General features: G+C 59.8%; 20 protein-coding genes. 13 read left to right on the top strand and 7 right to left on the bottom strand.

The window, feature by feature from the left end; all coding sequences use genetic code 11:
- Window positions 1–34: 34 nt before the first annotated feature.
- Together czcI and B9Z31_RS08495 are read right to left on the bottom strand one after the other, a co-directional pair.
- On the bottom strand, window positions 35–388 hold the full coding sequence (gene czcI, locus B9Z31_RS08500; protein WP_100119146.1) for a cation efflux protein, CzcI family: 354 nt from the start codon (window positions 386–388) through the stop codon (window positions 35–37).
- 103 nt (window positions 389–491) lie between these two features.
- Window positions 492–2,738: a cation-translocating P-type ATPase gene (locus B9Z31_RS08495; RefSeq protein ID WP_100119110.1), complete on the bottom strand. Its 2,247-nt coding sequence runs from the start codon at window positions 2,736–2,738 to the stop codon at window positions 492–494.
- 89 nt (window positions 2,739–2,827) lie between these two features.
- Between B9Z31_RS08495 and cadR the strand changes: the two genes are divergently transcribed.
- The gene (gene cadR, locus B9Z31_RS08490; protein WP_100119145.1) at window positions 2,828–3,277 is read left to right on the top strand and encodes a Cd(II)/Pb(II)-responsive transcriptional regulator; all 450 of its coding nucleotides are present in this window, start codon (window positions 2,828–2,830) and stop codon (window positions 3,275–3,277) included.
- 106 nt (window positions 3,278–3,383) lie between these two features.
- On the opposite strand, the gene B9Z31_RS08485 is transcribed toward cadR, so the two are convergent.
- Entirely contained in the window at window positions 3,384–3,701 is a 318-nt protein-coding gene (locus tag B9Z31_RS08485) for a YnfA family protein (protein WP_053176984.1), read from the bottom strand.
- 50 nt (window positions 3,702–3,751) lie between these two features.
- Window positions 3,752–4,825, bottom strand: a complete 1,074-nt coding sequence (locus tag B9Z31_RS08480; protein WP_228769245.1) for a site-specific integrase — start codon at window positions 4,823–4,825, stop codon at window positions 3,752–3,754.
- A gap of 124 nt (window positions 4,826–4,949) precedes the next feature.
- Between B9Z31_RS08480 and B9Z31_RS08475 the strand changes: the two genes are divergently transcribed.
- The 5 genes from B9Z31_RS08475 (at window position 4,950) to B9Z31_RS08455 (ending at window position 9,468) form a co-directional block, all read left to right on the top strand.
- On the top strand, window positions 4,950–5,855 hold the full coding sequence (locus B9Z31_RS08475; protein WP_100119109.1) for a DNA-binding protein: 906 nt from the start codon (window positions 4,950–4,952) through the stop codon (window positions 5,853–5,855).
- Window positions 5,856–6,131: 276 nt separating this feature from the next.
- On the top strand, window positions 6,132–6,443 hold the full coding sequence (locus B9Z31_RS08470) for an HU family DNA-binding protein (RefSeq protein WP_100119108.1): 312 nt from the start codon (window positions 6,132–6,134) through the stop codon (window positions 6,441–6,443).
- 137 nt (window positions 6,444–6,580) lie between these two features.
- The gene (ylqF, locus tag B9Z31_RS08465) at window positions 6,581–7,519 is read left to right on the top strand and encodes a ribosome biogenesis GTPase YlqF (RefSeq protein ID WP_100119107.1); all 939 of its coding nucleotides are present in this window, start codon (window positions 6,581–6,583) and stop codon (window positions 7,517–7,519) included.
- Window positions 7,520–7,582: 63 nt separating this feature from the next.
- Window positions 7,583–8,536, top strand: a complete 954-nt coding sequence (locus B9Z31_RS08460) for a tripartite tricarboxylate transporter substrate binding protein (RefSeq protein ID WP_143473829.1) — start codon at window positions 7,583–7,585, stop codon at window positions 8,534–8,536.
- Complete coding sequence (locus B9Z31_RS08455) at window positions 8,536–9,468, top strand: alpha/beta hydrolase (RefSeq protein ID WP_100119105.1); 933 nt, start codon at window positions 8,536–8,538, stop codon at window positions 9,466–9,468. Before B9Z31_RS08460 ends, B9Z31_RS08455 begins: the two co-directional genes overlap by 1 nt.
- Here B9Z31_RS08455 and B9Z31_RS08450 read toward each other — a convergent pair.
- Entirely contained in the window at window positions 9,452–10,336 is an 885-nt protein-coding gene (locus B9Z31_RS08450) for a LysR family transcriptional regulator (RefSeq protein ID WP_100119104.1), read from the bottom strand. The two genes, B9Z31_RS08455 and B9Z31_RS08450, sit on opposite strands and share 17 nt — an antisense overlap.
- 122 nt (window positions 10,337–10,458) lie before the next feature.
- Here B9Z31_RS08450 and B9Z31_RS08445 point away from each other — a divergent pair, with 122 nt between their 5' ends.
- From B9Z31_RS08445 to B9Z31_RS08415, 7 genes are all read left to right on the top strand, one after another.
- Window positions 10,459–11,448 (top strand): tripartite tricarboxylate transporter substrate binding protein, encoded by a 990-nt coding sequence (locus B9Z31_RS08445; RefSeq protein ID WP_158235669.1) that lies wholly within the window; start codon window positions 10,459–10,461, stop codon window positions 11,446–11,448.
- Window positions 11,449–11,477: 29 nt separating this feature from the next.
- A complete protein-coding gene (locus B9Z31_RS08440; RefSeq protein ID WP_100119102.1) occupies window positions 11,478–12,347 on the top strand; it encodes a fumarylacetoacetate hydrolase family protein in 870 nt (289 codons plus the stop codon).
- Window positions 12,348–12,359: 12 nt separating this feature from the next.
- Window positions 12,360–13,217, top strand: coding sequence for a dioxygenase (locus B9Z31_RS08435; RefSeq protein WP_143473828.1), 858 nt, complete (start codon window positions 12,360–12,362; stop codon window positions 13,215–13,217).
- Between the two features lie 35 nt (window positions 13,218–13,252).
- Entirely contained in the window at window positions 13,253–14,926 is a 1,674-nt protein-coding gene (locus B9Z31_RS08430; protein WP_100119100.1) for an FAD-dependent oxidoreductase, read from the top strand.
- An 18-nt stretch (window positions 14,927–14,944) separates the two neighbouring features.
- A complete protein-coding gene (locus tag B9Z31_RS08425; RefSeq protein ID WP_100119099.1) occupies window positions 14,945–15,541 on the top strand; it encodes a 3'-5' exonuclease in 597 nt (198 codons plus the stop codon).
- A 34-nt stretch (window positions 15,542–15,575) separates the two neighbouring features.
- Entirely contained in the window at window positions 15,576–16,514 is a 939-nt protein-coding gene (locus tag B9Z31_RS08420; protein ID WP_233200848.1) for a hypothetical protein, read from the top strand.
- A 161-nt stretch (window positions 16,515–16,675) separates the two neighbouring features.
- The gene (locus B9Z31_RS08415; RefSeq protein ID WP_100119097.1) at window positions 16,676–17,458 is read left to right on the top strand and encodes a class II aldolase/adducin family protein; all 783 of its coding nucleotides are present in this window, start codon (window positions 16,676–16,678) and stop codon (window positions 17,456–17,458) included.
- 108 nt (window positions 17,459–17,566) lie between these two features.
- On the opposite strand, the gene lpdA is transcribed toward B9Z31_RS08415, so the two are convergent.
- Together lpdA and aceF are read right to left on the bottom strand one after the other, a co-directional pair.
- The gene (gene lpdA, locus B9Z31_RS08410; RefSeq protein ID WP_100119096.1) at window positions 17,567–19,396 is read right to left on the bottom strand and encodes a dihydrolipoyl dehydrogenase; all 1,830 of its coding nucleotides are present in this window, start codon (window positions 19,394–19,396) and stop codon (window positions 17,567–17,569) included.
- A gap of 57 nt (window positions 19,397–19,453) precedes the next feature.
- A complete protein-coding gene (gene aceF, locus B9Z31_RS08405) occupies window positions 19,454–21,127 on the bottom strand; it encodes a dihydrolipoyllysine-residue acetyltransferase (protein WP_100119095.1) in 1,674 nt (557 codons plus the stop codon).
- Window positions 21,128–21,163: the final 36 nt, after the last annotated feature.

The following is a 21,163-nucleotide window of genomic DNA, read 5'->3' as shown; positions in this document are numbered from 1 at the left end:
AGAGGGAAAGGTAAAGAAACCCGAGGCTCGCCGATCAGGCAAGCACGGGCCATTGAGGCCGTTCAGGACGTTCACTTGCCATATGAGAAGCAATGACCTGAAGGTGAAGTGGGTGATCGTCAGAGGCCGCTAATGTGGTCTTGCTCAGATCACTGACCAGGGCAGCGGCGCAACCCATATGACAAGTGGCACAGTCATGGTCCATGCCCGCCGATTGAGGGGCATTTTTGCTGGACTCTTGCTGGTCAATTGACGCATGGTCATGGGTGTGGTGACCAGGGTGCTTGGCAGTTACACTGGTTTCGTGCTCGCAATAGCTTGCTATTGCTGCCCAGCTGTATTGCAAGGGCAACAGAACCAGCAAGAAAATTGCCAAGAACTTTTTCATAAGTTGATAGTTTAGTCGCTTCAGGCTTGCTTGATCACGGGACGAGGCGTTGGCCTCAGTAATCCTGAGGAAATGGAAGAGGTTTACAGCTGCCAAGGAGCCATCACTTGACTGCCTTGAGAAGCCGAAGCCCGTTGAAAACCACCAACAAGCTTGCGCCCATGTCGGCAAAGACCGCCATCCACATAGACGCGTCATCAAAGATGGCCATGAGCAGGAACACCGCCTTGATGCCCAGAGCCAGGGTGATGTTCTGCCACAAAATGACATGGGTACGTTTGGAGAGGCGAATCGTCTCGGGCAAGCGGCGCAGGTCGTCGTTCATGACGACGACGTCGGCCGCTTCCATGGCCGTGTGAGTGCCCGCAGCGCCCATCGCAAAGCCAATGTTCGCCTTTGCAAGTGCCGGGGCATCATTGATGCCGTCACCGGTCATGGCCGTCACACCGTATCGTCCTTGGAACTCTTCAATCGCCTTGAGCTTGTCCTCGGGCAGCAGGTTGCCTCGGATTTCTGAAATGCCTGCCAAGTGTCCTACGGTGCGCGCCGTGGCGGCGTTATCACCGGTCAACATGATGGGAACGACCCCCAGCGCCTTCATCTCGGAAATGGCCTCGATCGATGACGGTTTGATCGTGTCCGCTATAGCGAATAGCGCGATCACCCGGTCCCGATTGGCCAAAATGGTCACAGTTCGTCCTGCCTCTTCATGAACTGCGAGGCGTGCTTCCAATGTCGCAGAACACTGGCCGCGCTCTTCGATCCAACGGTGATTGGCCAGGATGTAGGGGTGGCCATCGATCACCCCCTGGACGCCACGACCTGCGACCGCTTCAAATGCTCCGACTTCTTGGGCTTGTACCGCTAGGCCTCGAGCAATCGCTTTCGAGACGGGGTGGTCTGAACGCGCAGCCAGGCTCTTTGCGAGCAGTTCTACCCGTTGCTCTGGCTCGTCAGGCGCGATGGGCTCGAACGCCACTAATTTGGGCTTCCCTTCGGTGATGGTGCCGGTTTTGTCCAAAGCGACGGCTTTGATCTTTCGGGCTTCTTCAAGGTAAACGCCTCCCTTGATCAAAATACCCCGCCGTGCCCCTGCGGCCAGACCACTCACCACCGTGACGGGTGTGGAGATGACCAAGGCGCAAGGGCATGCAATCACAAGCAGGACCAAAGCCTTGTAGACCGCTTCGAGCCACGTGATCCCGGCCACCCAGGGCATCAGGACGGCAACCAGCAGCGCAAGGGCAAAGACCGCAGGTGTGTAGACGGCGGCGAACTGGTCAACAAAACGCTGCGTCGGTGCGCGAGAGGCCTGCGCTTCCTCGACGGCTTTGATGATCCGGCTGAGCGTGCTGTCTGAGGCGGGCGATGTGACCCGGACTTCCAAAGCAGAGGCCTGGTTGATGGTTCCGGCAAACACCTCATCACCAGGTCCTTTGTCCACGGGCAGGCTCTCGCCTGTCAAAGGCGATTGATCCACCGCGCTCTGACCCGCCAGCACGGTGCCATCAAGCGGAACACGCTCACCCGGAGAGATACGCACCACCGATTTCAATGCAACAGACTTGACGCCAATCCGAAGCCAGCCCCCGTCGGCCTGGCGTACCTCGGCTTGCTCTGGTGACAAGGCAAGAAGGCTTTTGATGGCACCTCGAGCGCGGTCGACCGCCCGCGCTTCGATGGCCTCTGCAATGGCATAGAGCGCCATCACCATGGCGGCCTCAGGCCACTGGCCGATCAAGAAGGCGCCTGTGACGGCTACTGCCATGAGGGCGTTGATGTTCAATCGTCCTTGCCGCAGCGCAGCCAGGCCTTTTCCGTAGACGCCGAAGCCTGAAAGGAAGATGGCACCCAAAGCGATGGCCATGCCCAGGGCTTTGATCCAGGTCGTCGCAGGGAAGGCGTACGCGATCGCCTCTGCTGCCAATGCCAAGCCGAGCGCCGCCAGAAGCTTTCCCCACATGTCCCAAAACGTCGCAGACGCATTAGTTGTACCGGAAGGTTTTTTGTCGGCTTCATCGATGGGCTCAGGCTTAAACCCTGCCTTTCGAATCGCCTGTAGTGCGTTTGGCAATGCAGCTTGGCTCGCAGAAATGGTCAGTACGCGTGCCCCCAGATCGAATCGCAAGGCTTCAATTTCCGGGATGCCATCCACAGCGCGCCGGATCTCGGACTCCTCTGAGGCGCAGTCCATGTTGGAGATACGGAACCTTTTCTGTGACTGGTCTGTGTTCATATGCGCCACGTCCTGCTCAGATTGCACCAAGGGTACGCAGGAAGCGGCTGAACATCCGTTCTCAGTCGGGCGGACCTGTGGCTTTGCGCCTTCGCAAGATGTACTTGTACTCATGATTTCTTCCTCGTTACAGCGATTAGAAACCCTGTAGCCACTTTAGAGTCAAGCGCCTAAAATATGGTCAACCGCTGATGGAGGACACCATGAGGATTGGAGAGCTCGCCAAGGCCACCGATACACAGGTGGAGACGATTCGCTACTACGAGCGTGAGGCCTTGTTGCCACAGCCGGGGCGAACAGAAGGCAACTACCGCGTCTATGGACCGGAGCACGTTGAACGACTTTCGTTCATTCGGTACTGCCGAAGCTTGGACATGGCCCTGGATGAGATTCGAGCGCTGTTGCGCATGAAAGATTCCCCCCCACAGGACTGTTCTGACATCAACGCCTTGGTTGATGAGCACATCAAGCATGTGGCGGTTCGAATCAGAGAGCTGAAGGTCTTGCAAAGGCAACTTGTTGAGTTGCGAACCGGTTGTGCCGGAAACGGCGCTGTCAGTGAGTGCGGTGTACTTTCCGGAATTGCTCAGGCCTCTAAGGAAGTGGGGCCGGTGGGCAAGCGAGGCGCGCGCCATGTGCATGGGGCGCACTGATTTGCGTCAAAGGGGTACGAGTCCCTTTGAGCGCCCGTAAACACTGTTCCGAGATCCGCAAGCAAGGCGCTTTTTTCAAAGCATTCTCCAAATTGAGGATCTGTTCCTAGCGCGGTTGAAAGGCAATGATGCTCATACCCAGCAGGGCCACGGCAACACCCGCGACATCCCAATTCGATGGTCGGATGCCGTCGACGGCCCATAGCCAAAGAATAGCTGCAAAGATGTAGACACCCCCGTAAGCAGCGTAGACGCGTCCGGTGGCAGCTTCGTGCAGTGTCAGTAGCCACGCAAAGGCCGCCAGACTGACTCCGGCGGGTATCAGCAACCATGGAGATCCGTTTTGCTTGAGCCAGAGCCAGGGCAGGTAGCACCCCACGATTTCAGCGATTGCGGTTGCGAAATAGAGCGTGATGGTCTTCATTTGATCTCCTGTGCCTGATTTTCCATACAAGTTCATACCCCAGTTGAGCTTCAAGTGTTGGGGCGCGCATCTCTCATAAGGTCTGTCACCTCAGCCTCTTGTGTGATGCGGAAATAACCCAACACGGTGGAGACGCTGTGGTGCCCCGTCATGGCCATGGTCTGAGCGAGGGGAACGTTTTGCAAGCCTGCCTCTGTCACGAACCCTGAGCGCAGGGAGTGGGCGGCATAGTTGCCGTCAATGCCTGCCAACAAGCATCGCTTTTTAACGATATCTTTGACAGCGGCAGGGGAGAGCGCTTCACCGATGTGACCGCCTTTGCGCACTCTTCGGAAAATCGCCCCGCTGGTGATGTGGCTGACGGTGAGCCATGCCGAGAGGGCTTGCGCTGCGAGCCCGAAAATGGGTTTGTGGTTTTCAGCGCGTTCTGCTCCGGCCTGGTTCGTTTTGGAAAACGCCAAGTTGTAGAGATAGGCATCGGGGCCGGTGCGTTTTAAAAACTGTATGTCTGCGCTGGCCACCTCGGATCTCCTGCGCCCGCCACTGGACCAGGCGAACAAGATCAGTGCTCTATCGCGGATGCCGATGACTGAGTCATCGCACGTTTGCAAGATGGCTTGAAGAGGCTCTTTGGTGAGGGCGTCTTTTTTGCGGGGGAGGGCACCCCGTTTGGCGTAGGCCTTGCGGGTGCGGGAGAGAAGCTCGCGCACTTTGGGGTCGTGGCAAGGGTTTTTGAACTCGCCGATTTGGTGGGCTTTGGACAGGACCGCAATTCGGTGAATCAGGGTGTTGTGTGCGAGTGCGCCGAGTTTGCCTTTGAAGCCGGATTTCACCAGGGCTTGATCGATCTCGATGGGCAGCTCGTGCGCCAGGCCTTTGTCGGTGGTTCGATCCGCGTGGTCGACGACAAACTGGAGCACACAGGCGGTGGGCACGGGCAGCTGTATTTGTCGGCCGTAGCGTGCACCAAACCATGCGGCCCAGTAGCGCAAGGCGCTGCGGTAGCTGATGAGGGTGTTTTTTGATTCACCTTCGCGCAGCAGATCTTCGACGGCGCGTTGGGTGACTTCGCTCAGAGCCTCTGGCTCCAGGGCGGGTGTATTTTTGAGCGTGGGCAGGCGCAAGTTCATGGGCGGCTTATTTATTTGAAGAAATCTTACATAGCATGTAAGATTATTTATCTTTTTATCCTTTAAATCACGATAAATATCTCTTATCGTCGGTAAATTTACAGCAAGGAGCAGGGCGATGCAAGTTAAAAGTCCAAGGGGTGTTCAGCAAACCGATGTCAACGGCGCAGCCGACGAATTGCTCAGTGAGCAACTCAAACCGACCATCGAACGTGTTCGCATGAAATTGGGCCGTGGATCGCCCAACACCGTGGGCCCGATGCTGGAGGTCTGGTTTTCCTCATTGGGAGAGCGTTTGAGAGGACCAACGGGTGAATCCGATAAAACAAGCGAATTGCCAGCTACTGTGCAAGTAGCCATGAAAAGCTTCTGGAAAAGCGCTTTGCATGAGGCACACAGTGTCTTCGAGGCGACTAAAGCAGATTTCGCGAACGCAGCAAGTCAGCAAGAACAGCAAATGACGAAAGTGCTTGCTGAAATTGAAACTGAGCGTGGAGCGTTCGCGCACCAGGCATCTGAACTCAAGCAAGCCCTTGATGCTCTACATATCAGGCTGGCCGAATCTCAAGATCAGGCGAACAAGCTTCAAATGCTTGTGAACAAAAAAGATGAGGAACTCACATCATCGCGGCTGGCGCTTCAGCAGCACGTTTCAGAAAGCAATGTGGAGCGTCGCCGTCACGATGAGCAGTTTCGGGCTCACAGTGCAGAAATCCAAGCGCTACAGACACAGTTTGCGACTTCAGAACGAAGACTGATGACTGAAATGGATCGCGAGCGCCAACAGGTTAAAAAATTACAGACAGAGCTGGAGCTTGAAAGAAAGAAGCAGACACAACAAAAAAATGAGGCTTGGCAGCTGGCGGAAAATCTGAACAAGCAACTGCACGAGCTCAACATTCAAAACACACTGCTATCTGAGCGTGCATCTGGCTATCTTGCGCGCCTCAACGATGCGCTGCCGAAAAAATCCAAATCGGTGACAAAGAGGAGTATTGCTCCTCTGAGGATTGCAAAAAAATGACTCTCGTTCCCAGCAGCAAGAAGATAAGTTTTCTGTATCAGATTTACTTTTAATTGGTGAGTAGCATCAGATTTACCTTCAAATTCGTATCAAATTTACCTTTGTGACCGGATGAGTTGCGTTTTTTTGATAAAACCTTTGCACTATGAAATGCATACGATATATATTATGTAAAGTAATGTGGCGCAATAAATTGATGAAAATGAGAGGAAATATGTGGAAGCCTCTTCGGTTGCGTGGCAAAATCTCGCCGTTCTATTCATTTGGAGAAAAATCTTGAACAAAGCAGAACTCATCGAAGCATTGGCCAAAGAAACAGACATGTCCAAAGCAGCTGCAGGCGAAACAGACATGTCCAAAGCAGCTGCAGGCCGTGCCGTCAGCGCCTTGGTGGACATCATCACCAAAACAGTTGCCAAAAAACAAGACGTGCAACTGATTGGCTTTGGCACTTTCAAAGCTGCCAAGCGTGCAGCCCGCGTTGGCAAGAACCCACGCACCGGTGAGAAGCTGAAAATTGCAGCCGCCACAGTGCCCCGCTTTACCGCTGGCGCCGCTTTCAAAGCCGCTGTGAACAAGAAGAAGTAATCTTCTCTCGCTTCAGCCAAAAGGCAGTCGGGTGTTTTACCCCGCTGCCTTTTTTCATGCCTGCATGGATGCTGGTGGGTGCGAAAGTGAAGTGAAGGACAATAGGTTTTTTTTGACCTTCGGTTGACGACAGCTTTATGGCGATTCAATGGTTCCCAGGACACATGCACCTCACGCGCAAAGCGATTGGGGAACGAATCAAAGAGATTGACGTCGTCATTGAAATGCTGGACGCCCGATTGCCCGGCTCGAGCGCCAACCCGATGCTGGCCGAATTGATCAAAGGCAAGCCCGCGCTCAAAATCTTGAGCAAACAAGACCTGGCAGACCCCGACCGAACTGCCCTCTGGCTGGGCCATTACAACGCCCTGCCCGGCGTCAGCGCCATGGGCTTGGACACCAGCATGTCGCAACCGGCCAAAGCGCTGATCGATGCGTGCAGAAAACTCGCGCCCCTTCGCGGCGGCATGGTCAAACCCATGCGCGTGCTCATTTGCGGCATCCCCAACGTGGGCAAATCCACCTTGATCAACACACTCAAAGGAAAACGCGCCGCGAAAACGGGCGATGAAGCGGGTGTGACCAAACAGGAAGCGCGCATTGCCTTGGACGATGACTTCTATCTGTACGACACACCTGGCGTGCTGTGGCCACGCATCATCGTCGAACAAAGCGGCTACAACTTGGCCGCCAGCGGGGCGATCGGTGTGAACGCATTTGACGAGGAAGTGGTGGCGCTGGAGTTGCTCCATTACCTGATTCACCACTACCCACAGGCCTTGCGTGAGCGCTACAAAATCAACGATGTGGCCAGCCACACGGACGAAACATTGCTTGAAGCGATTGGCCGTCTTCGCGGGGCCATGCAAAGCGGCGGACGCGTCAACACCACCAAAGCCGCACACATCGTGATCCATGACTTCCGTTCTGGCGCACTCGGGCGCGTGACCATCGAAACGCCCGTCCAATTTGCGGCGTGGCTGGCCGAAGGCAAACAGGCTGACGCCGAACGTGCCCTGCGCAAGGAAGCCACCGAGAAGACCCAAAAGCCTCCACGCCACAAGCCCCACACGTGACACCCCGCGTCAGGCAGCTCCACTAGCATGCCCACAGCAGATGCCCTGCTCAGGAGATAAACCGTGAAAGCTTTGATCCAATGGTGTGTCGCAGGACTGGTCTTTTCAATGGGCGCTGCGCACGCGGCCTACCCTGATAAGCCCATCAAAATCGTGGTGGCATTCCCGCCGGGAAGTTCCACCGACATCGTCGCCCGTGCATTGGGGCAGCCTCTGTCCGAAGCCATGGGCCAGCCTGTCGTGATCGAAAACCGTCCCGGCGCAGGCGGCAATATTGGCACGCAGGCTGTGGCGCGCTCTGCCCCGGATGGCTACACCTTCCTCATGCACAGCGTGGCCTACGCGGTCAACCCATCGCTTTACAGCAAGGCCGGCTACGACGTCGGCAAAGAACTGACGGGGGTGGCCATGGCCGCGGTGTCGCCCAACATCCTGTACGTGCACCCCTCGGTCAAGGCCAACACCCTCAAAGAATTGCTGATGCTGGCCCCGTCCGAAAAACTCAGCTACGCCTCCTCGGGCAACGGCACAACCACGCACCTGGGGGCTGAATTGTTGTTCCGCAATTTGGCCAAAGTGGACATCTTGCACATCCCGCACGCCCCGGCATCGGCAGCCAACGCCGTGGTCAGCGGACAAGTGCCTGTCGGATCCACCTCCATACCGCCTGTGGTGCAACTGGCCAAAGCGGGCAAAGTGCGCGCACTGGCCGTGACCAGCAGCAAACGCAGCGGCGCCCTCCCCGATGTGCCCACCGTGGCCGAACTGGGCTACCCCGGCTTTGAAGCCAACACCTGGTTCGCCATGCTGGCCCCGGCGGGTACACCCAAAGAAGTGTTGGACCGCGTCAACGCCGAAATCAACAAGATCCTGCAAAACAAGGCTTTGAACGAAGGCTTTGCCGCGCAGTCGCTGGAAACCGTGCGCATGGACCGCCCGACGCTCGACGCCTACATCGCCAGCGAAGCCAAAAAGTGGGGGCAGGTCGTGCAGCAAACGGGCGCCAAAGTCGATTGATGAGCCACACCCAAACCCTCACCCCAGGCCCTGCGCCAGAGGTTCTGACCCAACTGCGCCAATGGGGCGGTCATGCCCCCATGCCTGAGGTCAAAGCTTTTTACGGTCCGCGTACCGCGTCTCAGGAAACGGCCGGCATCGGGCTGGCCGCCGACATCCCCTACGGTGAAAAACCTCGCCAGGTGATGGACGTTTATTTTCCGGACGACACCAGCCAACAACGGCCCGTGTTGCTGTTCCTGCATGGTGGCGGCTTTATCCGAGGGGACAAATCAGACCGGGCCCATCTGGGTTGGTGGGGTGCACGGCAAGGCTTTGTGACGGTGCTGGCCAATTACCGGCTCGCTCCCGCGGCGCAATGGCCCTCAGGCGCAGAGGATGTTGTGGCCGCTTGCCAGCGCTTGCGCGCGCTGTGCGGCCGTTTCGGTGGCCACCCTCATGCCCTGGTTCTGATGGGCGAGTCAGCCGGTGCAGCGCATGTTGCGGCTGCGGCCCTGATCCGTGCATTTCAACCGCCTGATTGGCAGATTGCCGGAGCGTTCTTGCTTTCTGGGCCCTACGACGCACAGCTCGAACGTTTGGCGCGCGGCCCCTTAGGGATTGCGAGCCCTGACCCGCGCAACGACGCGTATTTTGGGGCTGAACGATCGGATTGGGCCCAAGCCAGCATTTTGGAGCGCATGGACGCAGCGCCCTTCCCCATCGTGGTGGCCACTGCGCAACATGACTTGCCGCAAATGCAGGTGCAGGCAGGCGCCCTGTTCTCCAAACTCGTGACACGGCATGGCTTTCAACCGCAGTGGCTGGTACTGCCGGAGCACAACCATTTTTCAGGCGCTGCGGCGCTGGGCACTGAAGATCAGAGTCTGGCAAGACCGCTGGTGCAGTTCGTCCAATTCTGCGCAAACAGGCCTGTCATTGATACCGCTTGAGAAGGTCGCTCAGATGGTCCGCAGCGGGTGTCAAGGGCAAGTCGGCCCGGCGTATGAACACGATGGGTGGCGCTGAGAGTTTTTCACGCACCGGGATGACCTGCAAAGCATGCTGAGTCAGCGCAAATTCAGCCCACTGGCGAGGCAACATGGTCAGCAAATCCGAGTGCGCCAAGGCCACCAACAGGGACATGGCCGAATTGGCCTGCAAGCGAATGGGAGGCGGCCCCAGTTTGAATCGAGAAAACACCGCGTGCAGGTCCTCTGTGGCATTGACATCCAATGACGGCGTCGCCCAGTCCGCTTGGCAAAGGTCTTTCAGCGAGCGCACAGCGCCAAGAGGGTGGCCTTTGCGGCCCACCACGATGCGTGTGTTTTCCAAAAGCGTCTCACTGACCAGGCCCGGTGCGGGATCGTCTTGCGACGCTGCGCCCAGATAAAAATCAATGCTCCCGTTGCGCAGGCCCGGCTCAATCGCGGGGTACAGGCCCTCAATGACCTTGAGCGTCACGCCTGGATAGCGCCTGCGAAATGGCCCCAAAGCCCCAGGCAGCATGCCCAGGTGGGGCATGATGGACAGGCCCGCCACCACCGTCCCCTGAACGCCGCCCTGTGCCTGAGACATTTCTTCATCGGCGCGTCGGAGTTCGTTCATGGCGGAACTGGCACGTTGGTAAAAAACCCTGCCCATGGGGGTGAGCTGCATGCCCCGCGCCTCGCGCTCAAACATGGGATGCCCCAGTTCTCGCTCCAAGCTTCTGATGCTGCGCGTTAGCCCGGACTGGGCGACGTCCAGGTGACGGGCTGCCCCGCGCAGGCTGCCACGCTCGACGATGGTCACCAGATCGCGCAATTGGTTGAGTTTCATTTGGGTGTTCTCATTTTGTGAACGGCAAACCTATTTTGCCCTCTCTTTGCGAACGCCGCGACACCCTAGACTCACACCCCTGATCGCTTGATTCAAGCGAATCCCCTACGATGGAGACAACTATGAACATTCGCCAACACCACCGTTTGAGCCGACGCTTACTGGGTGTCGCAGCCCTTGCGGCATTGACCTTGTTGAACGCCACCGCTGTGGCTCAAACTTGGCCCAACAAGGCCGTCAAGATGATTGTGCCGGCGGGTGCTGGCGCCGCTCCAGATGTGATTGCCAGACTCTTGGGTGAACGCCTGGGGCAAGCTTGGGGACAAGGTGTGGTGGTGGAAAACCGTCCTGGCGCTGGCGGTATTCCGGGCATGTCGGCTTTGGCGCGCTCAGCAAACGACGGTTATACCCTGGGTTTTGTCCCGGCCGCCATGGGAACCATCACCCCGCTGGTTTATAAAAATCCCCAATTCAACCCGGATACAGACCTCAGCTCAGTGGCCACCATCGGCACCAGCCCATTGGTGTTGGTTGCCAATGCCACTTCAGGCATCCAGTCCTTGCAAGATTTGGCGCGTTTCGCACGGGCCAACCCAGGCAAGGCCAACTTTGCCGCGCCGCAGCCCAATTCACTCCCTCACTTGGCTGGGGAAATGGTGAACAAAGCCGGCAACATGGGCATGACCACGGTGCCCTACCCGGCGCCCCCTGCCGCACTGGCGGGCCTGTTGGGCGGTGATGTGCTGATGACCACAGACGGCATTCCAGGACTCATCAACCAGATCAAAAGCGGACGACTCAAGGCCCTGGCCGTCACTTCGGCCCAACGCCTCCCGGGCTTGGACATTCCCACCGTCGCCGAGACTTACCCTGGCTATGAGGCCATCGGCTGGTTTCAGATCATTGTTCCAGCAGGAACGCCCAACGCCGTCATTGAAAAAATCAATGCCGACGTGAACCGCATCATCAACTCCCCTGAAATGGTGACACGCCTGAACGACATGGGCGTCTACCCAAGAAGCGATACACCAGCGCTCGCACGTGATTTCTTTGCCTCGCAACAACGGGCCATGAAAAAACTCGTCAGCGACCTGGGTATCCAGCCGCAGTAAATTCGGACTTTAATTGCTCAACTTTTGCCATGAAACTCATCAGCTACACACAAGACCACGAGACACGCTACGGCGTTTTGAAAGACCAAGGCGTGGTCGACATGCGCCTGTGCATGGACAAGGCCCCTGCCAGCATCAACGACTTTTTTGCCCAGGCCAGTGGCAACGCGGCGCTCATGGCCACCATCGGCCAGCGTGCGGCCAGTCTCGCGGCCACACCGCTGGACCAGATCAGCCTCTTGCCCTGCGTGCCCCGCCCCAGCAAGATCATCTGCTTGGGTGTGAATTACCACGACCACGCCGCTGAAGGCGGCAACAAGGTGGCGGACTACCCCACCATCTTCTTCCGCGGCCCATCGTCTTTGCTGGCGCACGGCGGCACCATCCCGATCCCACCGATTTCCACATCGCTGGACTACGAGGCCGAGCTGGCATTGGTGATCGGCAAAACCACGCGCAATGTGAGCGAAGAACAGGCGCTCGAATCGGTGTTTGCCTACGCCTGCTTCAACGACGCCACCTTCCGCGACTACCAACGCAAAACCACCCAATGGACGGTGGGCAAGAATTTTGACCAGACGGGCGGCTTTGGCCCCTGCCTCGTCACTGCCGACGAGTTGCCCCCCGGCTGCGTGGGCCTGCACATCGAATCGCGCCTGAATGGCCAGGTCATGCAAAGCGCCAGCACCACCGACATGGTGTTCCATGTGGCCCCGACGATCGCCATGATGTCGGCCTGTATGACGCTGGAGCCCGGTGATGTGATCGTCATGGGCACCCCTGCAGGCGTGGGCTATGCCCGCAAGCCACCGGTGTGGATGCAGCCCGGCGACACCATCGAGATTGACATCGAGGGTATTGGCATTTTGCGCAATGCCATCGGCCTGTTGGCCACATGAACCTTGGCCACCATGAAAAACATCACCCGTGACAACCTGACCGACACCGTCAAAAGCAGTTTTGCGAACATGGACGGTGAGCGCCAACGCCACTTGGTCAACCGCTTGGTGCACCACCTGCACGCTTTTGCCAGCGAGACCCAGCTGACCCACGAGGAGTGGCGCGACGGCATCGGTTTTTTGCACCGCATGGCCGAAATCAGCAGCCCCTCGCGCAGCGAGTTCACCCTGCTGTCCGATGTGCTGGGCCTGTCCTCGCTGGTGGATTTGCTGGCCGCCAGGCCCGGGGCCACCGAAGGCAGTGTGCTCGGCCCATTCCACACCCGGGGATCACCCTGGGTGGACAACGGCAGCAACCTGATCAACGCCAACGACGGTGAGGCCGTGCTGATCCAGGGTCGCGTGACCGACACCGATGGACAGCCGCTGGCCAACGCCAGCATCGACTTCTGGCAAAACGCCGACAACGGCATGTACTGGCAAATGGACGACAGCCAGCCCCAAGACAACCTGCGCTGCCAGCTCAAGGTGCAGGCCGACGGCGGCTTTGAGCTGGCCACCATCCGCCCTCGCCCCTACCTGGTGCCCACCGACGGCCCGGTGGGCGAGCTCCTGCGCGTGTCGCACCGCGACGCTTGGCGCCCAGCGCATTTCCACATCATTGTCGAAGCGCCCGGCTACCGCAGCTTGATCACCGAGGTCTTTGACGAGGCCGACCCCTGGGTCGACAAAGACGCTGTCTTTGGTGTGCGCGCCTCCCTGGTTCGCCCTTTTCAGCCCGCTGCCGATGCCGCAACGGCTGCACGCATGGGTCTACCCGCCCAATACCTGAGTGTCGAGCTGCCGATTCGTCTGGCACGCGAAGACTGAAACCACAGCGACCCCTCCACGGAGCAGATGCATTCATGCCCAACACCATGACAGTGGACGTCCTCATTGCGGGCGGCGGCCCTTGCGGTCTCATGCTCGCCAACGAGCTGGGACGTCGCCACATCCGCTGCCTGCTGGTGGACGCCAAACCCGGCACCGCTTTCAACCCGCAGGCCAATGCCACCCAGGCGCGGACCATGGAACATTTCCGGCGTCTGGGCTTTGCGCATGAGATTCGCAGTATGGGATTGCCGCCCGACCACCCGACCGACATCGCTTACCTCACCCGCTTTGCGGGCACCGAACTGGCGCGTTTGCGCCTGCCCACCGCCGCCGCAGCGCCACAGGCCATCAAAAACATGTCCGGCTCGTGGAGCGCCGCCGAGCTGCCCCACCGGGTGTCCCAAAAATACGTCGAGGTCTGCCTGCACCGCCATGCGCAGCAGCAAGCCAGCGTCGAGATGCGCTACGGCTGGCAGTTGCAGCAATTCACCGACACCGGCCGCGGCATCGAAGCCGTGGTCGCCTCGGTCAACGAGGGGCAGACCCAGAACGTCCAAGCCGCCTACTTGGTGGGCGCCGACGGGGCGCGCAGCATGGTGCGTCACCAGCTCGGCATCGCTTGGGGCGGGGCCACCGGTTTCAAGCGCAAGTTCATGGGCGGAAAAATGCTGGCGGTCTACCTCAAGGCCCCCGACTTTTATGCCCGCAACCCCAACGACCGCTCGTGGATGTACGTGGTGGTCAACCCCGAGCTGCGCGCCTTCATCATGTCGGTAGACGGCGTGAGCGAGTTCGCCTTCCACATCCAAATGGGCGACGACGCGGCCACCGAAGCCTTGACCGAAGCCGATGCACGGCGCTTGTTTGCCCTGGCGTTTGGTCAGCCCATCGACATCGAGATCCTCTCGATGGCCACCTGGATGGCCGGCCACGCCTTGGTGGCCGAATCCTTCCAGCAAGGCCGGGTGTTTTTGGGCGGCGATGCGGCGCACCTCTTCACCCCCACCGGGGGCCTGGGCTACAACACCGCGGTCGAAGATGCCGTCAACCTCAGCTGGAAGCTCGCCAGCGTGCTCAAAGGCCAAGCGCCAGCCGCCTTGCTGGACAGCTACCAGCTCGAACGCCATCCCTTGGCCGTGCGCAACACCGGCTATGCGCGCCAGTTTGCCGACTCGATCGGCCTGTTTGACGCCGCGCCCGAACTCGAGGACCTCAGCCCGCAAGGCGAAGCCGCCCGCGGCCTGGCGTCGGACTACCTCAATGGCCATGTGCGGCGTGAATTCAACATCCCGGGCGTCACATTTGGCGGGCGCTACGACGGCAGCCCCATCATCGTGAGCGACGGCACCACCGCCCCGCCCGATGCGGCCAACAGCTACACGCCCTGCGCCACCCCGGGCGGCAGGCCACCCCACGCCTGGTTGCCCGATGGTCGCTCGCTTTTTGACACTTTCCACGCCGAATGGACCTTGCTGGTGATGGGCCCAGAGCGGCTTGACACTTCCGATTTCGAAAACGCCGCAGCGGCCATGGGTTTGGATTTGGGGGTCGTGCACCAGCCCAGCGCCGAGATTTTGGCCCTCTACGAAGCGCCCTTGGCCTTGATCCGCCCGGACCAAATCGTGGCCTGGCGTGGACACGATGCCAAGCAAGCCGCGGCTGTGCTGGCGCAAGTGCTCGGGGGAGGCGCTACAGTTCGTGCCTGACACCACGAATGCCCCGCCATGAATGCACCCCTGCCCACGCCCGACAAAGACGCCATCGCCCTCCTCCCGCCCTTTGAGCGTTTGGACTTGGACAGAATCACTTGGGTTTGTACGGGCGAGCAGGCCAGGCGTGCCCAAGCGCAACTGATGCAAGCCCCGGCTTGGGGCTTTGACACCGAGTCCAAACCCACCTTCAAGGTGGGTGAACAGTCCGATGGGCCCCATGTGCTGCAACTGTCAACGCCCGAGCGGGCCTGGGTTTTTCAGCTGCACGACCTCGATTGCCGCGCCGTGGCCGCTGCGCTTTTGGCGCATCCGGGGATCGTCAAAGCCGGCTTTGGTCTGGGCGACGACCGCAAACGCATCATCCATAAGCTGGGCATCGAGCCCCAAGGGATTTTGGAACTCAACACCGTGTTCCATGAACGCGGCTACCGCAAAGACATGGGCGTCAAAGGCGCGGTGGCGGTGCTGTTCAACCAGCGCTTCATCAAATCCAAAAAAGCGGCCACCAGCAACTGGGCCAATGCCCGCTTGAGCGAGGCGCAACTCATTTATGCGGCCAACGATGCTTATGCAGCCGTGCGGGTTTGGCAAGCGCTGGCTCTGGCCTGAGCCCTCGCGGTGCCAAGCCCTAAAATCGCCCCCCATGCCCTTCGCTGTCCGCAGCCATACCGTCCACGCCATCCTTTCCATGTCTGATCTCACGGGCCACAGTGCCGCCACGCCCTCTGTCACATCCGGCTCGGTGCTGGAATTTGCCAACTGCCAGTGGCGCGTGCGCAGACCCAAGCCCTTTGTGTTGGTGATGGAGGGCGAAGTCGGAAATGAGGACGCAGGCCCCACCGACTACCTGCACGACAAACTCCTCTTGCCCGAATGGCGCGAGGCTTTTTACCAGCTGGTCGATGCCACGGGCTTGGTGGTTTGCCTGAATTCGCACACCCAACACCCCAGCTACCGCGACGTGCGTGGGCGCTCCAGCAAAGGGCGTCTGAGCCAAGGCGAGTACTACCACCACGACGGCTGCACCGGCCCGGTCAAACCGCGTTTTGTGGAAATCCGCTGCCCCATTCAACCGCAGACACGCGGTGTGGCCACCGCTGTGGCGCCGCACCGCGATGTGGTCCAAGCCATGGTGCAGGTGCTGCCCGCCGAGCTGAGCACCCACGCGGCCCTCGCGGGGCAGGACATGCGCCTCGAAACGCTGGAGCAGATGGACAACGCTGCGCTCGACCACCTGCAAGGCCTCATCACCCGCACCGTGCGCAAAAAACTCAACGCCGAAGGCGCGCGCAGCTACTTCCGCCAGGTGGATGCCGCGGCCAACGCCTACTTTGAACCTTGGGCCTTGGGCGAGAGCCGCTTCATTGCCAACGCCAACCGCGGTGTCACCATGCAACACCGCCGCGCCTACCAAACCGCCCACACCGGCGGCGTGGCCAATGGCCACTTGGTCAAGCGCTGGACGAACGAAGAACTGCTGCTGCCCGGTCAGGTGGTGGACCACGCCTTGATTGCCGCGCTGTGCAGCGAAGAAGGCGATGAGGTTGAGCGGGTTGAGGGGTGCTACCTCGGGGCGCATTGACTCAGAAAGTCACCCCTTGCCTTTCGGTCACGAGGGTGCGCTGTGGCAATGTCGCGAAGTGGGTCGAGCGAAATTCGAAGGTCACCTTGCCACACACGTGACAGTTCTGCCGGCCCCGCGTGCATAGAGTGCGGGGACCTTCACCCATTGAGAAAACAGCCATGGCACCTCACACCGCCTCAGCACAAGCCACCGTGCCAAACCTAGACGACCCCATTTGGCAAGCCAAGGTGCACTTGGCCGCCGCTTTGCGTTTGGCGGTGTTGCACGATTTTGACGAAGGCATCGACAACCATTTCACCGTGGCTGTTCCGGGCCGTGAAGACCAATACCTGATCTCACCCTTTGGCGTGCACTGGTCCGAAGCCCGCGCCAGCACCATGATGGTGTTCAACGAAGCCGGCGAAACCCTGGAGGGGGAAGGCGTGGTGGAACTGTCAGCGCAGTCGATCCACGCCCCGGTGCACCGCCTGACAGGGGCCAAAGTGGTGCTGCACACCCACCAGCCCTGGGCGCTGGCCTTGAACATGCTCAAAGCCAACCGTTTGCTGCCCGCCACCCAAACGGCGGCATTCTTTGATGGCGCCATCGCCTACGACGACCATTACACAGGTTTGGCGGCCGAGTTGTCGGAGGGAGAACGCCTGTCACAACTCATGAGTGGTGGCAAAACCGTGCTCTTCATGAAAAACCATGGCGTGATGACGGTTGGCGATACCGTGGCGCAAGCCTACCGCCGGCTCTACAAACTCGAAAAAGCCTGCCGCACCCAAGTCCTGGCCATGGGCACGGGCCAGCCCCTGAACGTGCTGACCGAATCCGTGATCCAGCGCATCCAAAACCCCAGCCCTCTCGACCGCCACCCCCGAAGCGAACGCGAGCGCCTGTTTTTTGAAGCCATGATGCGGGTGGTCGACCGGCTCAATCCGGGATATGCCGACTGAACCGGGAACCTGCCACTGACCGACCCTTCCCTGCTTTGGAAGGCTGACGATAAAAAGCCCGAACTGTGGCCAGTTCGGGCTTTATGGCGACCCGCGGGGTGGTGGGGTTTACTTACGCGCTGGCGGCACGTCCGTGCACGAGCCGTGCGCCACTTCCGCCGCCATGCCGATGCTCTCGCCCAGCGTGGGGTGGGGGTGGATGGTTTTGCCAATGTCCACCGCGTCTGCGCCCATCTCGATGGCCAAAGCGATCTCGCCAATCATGTCGCCCGCGTGCGTGCCCACCATGCCGCCACCGAGAATCTTGCCGTGGCCGTGGGCCTCGGGTGAATCGTCAAACAGCAGTTTGGTCACGCCTTCGTCGCGGCCGTTGGCAATGGCGCGGCCAGAAGCCGACCAAGGGAACAAGCCCTTTTTGACCTTGATGCCTTGGGCTTTGGCTTCGGTCTCGGTCAAGCCCACCCAGGCCACTTCGGGGTCGGTGTAGGCCACGCTCGGAATCACGCGTGCGTTGAACGCAGCCGCTGCCAGCTCTTTGTTGCCTTGCAGTTCGCCCGCAATCACTTCGGCCGCCACGTGGGCTTCGTGCACCGCTTTGTGCGCCAGCATGGGCTGGCCCACGATGTCGCCAATGGCGAAGATGTGCGGCACGTTGGTGCGCATTTGAATGTCGACGTTGATGAAGCCGCGATCGGTCACCGCCACACCGGCTTTTTCAGCAGCGAGTTTTTTGCCATTGGGCGTGCGGCCCACGGCTTGCAACACCAAGTCGTACACCTGTGGCGCGGGGGCTGTGCCGCCAGGCTCAGCGCTCTCGAAGGTGACTTCAATGCCTTCGGGCAAAGCGCGTGCGGACACGGTCTTGGTCTTGAGCATGATGTTGTCAAAGCGCTTGGCGTTCATCTTCTGCCAGATCTTCACCAGGTCGCGGTCCGCGCCTTGCATCAGGCCGTCCATCATTTCCACCACATCGAGGCGTGCGCCCAAGGTGCTGTAAACCGTGCCCATTTCCAGGCCAATGATGCCGCCGCCCAGAATCAGCATGCGTTTGGGCACTTCTTTGAGTTCCAAAGCGCCCGTGCTGTCGACCACGCGTGGGTCGTTGGGCATGAAAGGCAAACGCACGGCTTGAGAACCTGCCGCGATGATGGCCTTCTTGAAGGCGATCACTTTTTTGCTGCCGTTTTGTTCTTGTGCGGTGCCGGTGGTTTCCGACACTTCGAGGTGGTGGGCTCCCACGAATTGGCCCAAGCCGCGCACGGTGGTGACTTTGCGCATCTTGGCCATGGCGGCCAGGCCGCCCGTGAGTTTGCCAATGACTTTTTCTTTGTGGCCGCGCAGCTTGTCGATGTTGACGGCGGGCGCGCCGAAGTCCACACCCAGGTCCGCCATGTGGGCCACTTCGTCCATCACGGCTGCCACGTGCAGCAGGGCTTTGGAAGGGATGCAACCCACGTTCAAACACACACCGCCCAGGGTGGCGTAGCGCTCCACGATGACCACGTTCAAGCCGAGGTCAGCGGCACGGAATGCGGCCGAATAACCGCCAGGGCCACCGCCCAAGACGAGCAGATCGCAGTCGATGTCGGCAGAGCCGCCGAAGGATGAGGCTGTGGTTGCGGCCGCTGCTGCTGGGGCAGCGGGTGCTGCGGGCGTGGCAGCCGCTGGAGCTGGCGCGGCAGCCGGGGCTGCTGCAGCGCCCTCGCCGTCCAGCACCAAGACCACCGAGCCTTGCTTGACCTTGTCGCCGAGCTGGATTTTGAGTTCTTTCACCACACCCGCGTGGGAGGATGGGATTTCCATCGAGGCCTTGTCGGACTCGACCGTGATGAGCGATTGCTCGGCCTTGACGGTGTCGCCGGGTTTGACCATCAACTCGATCACGGTGACTTCGTCGAAGTCGCCAATGTCGGGGACTTGAATATCAATCAGTGCCATAGTCTTCTCAATGTGTTGGGGTCCGAGCAAAGCTGCGCTTTGGTCCGCCCCCAAAGTTCAAAGTAATACGCGACGGAAGTCGCTGAGGATTTGACCCAGGAACGCGTTGAAGCGTGCCGCTGCGGCGCCGTCGATGACGCGGTGGTCCCATGTCAAAGACAGCGGCAGCATCAGGCGGGGCACAAACTGCTTGCCGTCCCAGACGGGCTCCATGGTGCTCTTGCACACACCGAGGATGGCCACTTCGGGCGCGTTGATGATGGGCGTGAAGTACTTGCCACCGATGCCGCCCAAGCTGGAGATGGTGAAAGTTGCGCCGGTCATTTCTGCGGGACCCAGTTTGCCATCGCGGGCTTTCTTGGCCAATTCGCCCATTTCCTGGCTGATTTGCAGCACGCCTTTTTTGTCGCAATCGCGGATGACCGGGACCATCAAACCGTTGGGTGTGTCAGCGGCAAAGCCGATGTGCCAGTAGTTTTTGTAGACCAGTGCATCGCCGTCGAGCGAACTGTTGAACTCGGGGTATTTCTTGAGCGCGGCCACACACGCCTTGATCAAGAACGCCAGCATGGTGACTTTGACACCCGACTTCTCGTTCTCTTTATTGGTCGAGACACGGAAGGCTTCGAGCTCGGTGATGTCGGCGTCGTCGTGGTTGGTGACCGCCGGAATCATGATGGCGTTGCGCAGCAAGTTGGCACCGCTGATCTTCTTGATGCGGCCCATTTCTTTGCGCTCGATGGGGCCGAACTTGGCAAAGTCCACCTTGGGCCAAGGGATCAGGCCCAGGGCTGCGCCGTCGCTACCCGAAGACGCCGGGGCTTTGGCCGCTTGCGCCTTGGTTTGGGCAGCACCCGACATGACGGCCTTGGTGAAGGCTTGCACGTCGTCCGCCGTGATGCGGCCTTTGGGTCCGGATCCTTTGACTTCGTCCAGCGGCACGCCCAACTCGCGCGCGAACTTGCGCACCGATGGGGAGGCATGGGGCAAGCCCACGTTGTGACCGCCAGGCGCATGGGCAGGAGCGGCCACCGCAGCGGCAGCGGCCGCGACGGGCGTTTGCGCAGCGGCCGGGGCTGAAACCACAGCGACATGCGCCGCAACAGCCGCAGCCAGGGCGGGCACGGGGGCTGCAACAGTGGCCACACCCTCCAGCACGGCCAGCAGGTCGCCGATGTTGACGGTGTCACCCACCTTGACTTTGAGTTCTTTGAGCACGCCCGCAGCCGAGGACGGAATTTCCATCGATGCTTTGTCGGACTCGACCGTGATCAGCGATTGTTCGACTTTGATGGTGTCGCCGGGCTTGACCATGACTTCGATGACGGCCACGTCTTTGAAGTCACCGATATCAGGGACAAAGACTTGCACGGGGCCCGATGCAGCAGCAGCCACCACGGGCGCTGCGGCGGGTGCGGCTGCAACTGGCGCAGCGGCGGTTGCAGCAGCGGACGAAGCAGCCGGTGCCGCAAGCGCAGCCGAAGCGCCTGCACCAGCGGCTTCGACCACCAACACGATGGAGCCTTGCTTGACCTTGTCGCCCAAAGCCACGCGCATGTCCTTGACAACGCCCGCCGTGCTGGACGGGATCTCCATCGAGGCCTTGTCGGACTCGACCGTGATCAGAGATTGCTCGGCTTTGACGGTGTCGCCCACTTTGACCATCAACTCAATGACAGTCACTTCATCGAAATCCCCGATGTCCGGGACTTGTACTTCTACCAATGCCATGTTTGTCTCACTTTCATACTGAGTGAATCTTGTCGC

It is taken from the genome of Limnohabitans sp. G3-2 (assembly GCF_002778275.1).
In the GTDB taxonomy this organism is placed as follows: domain Bacteria; phylum Pseudomonadota; class Gammaproteobacteria; order Burkholderiales; family Burkholderiaceae_C; genus Limnohabitans_A.
This window is presented reverse-complemented; position numbering and strand designations above follow the sequence as displayed.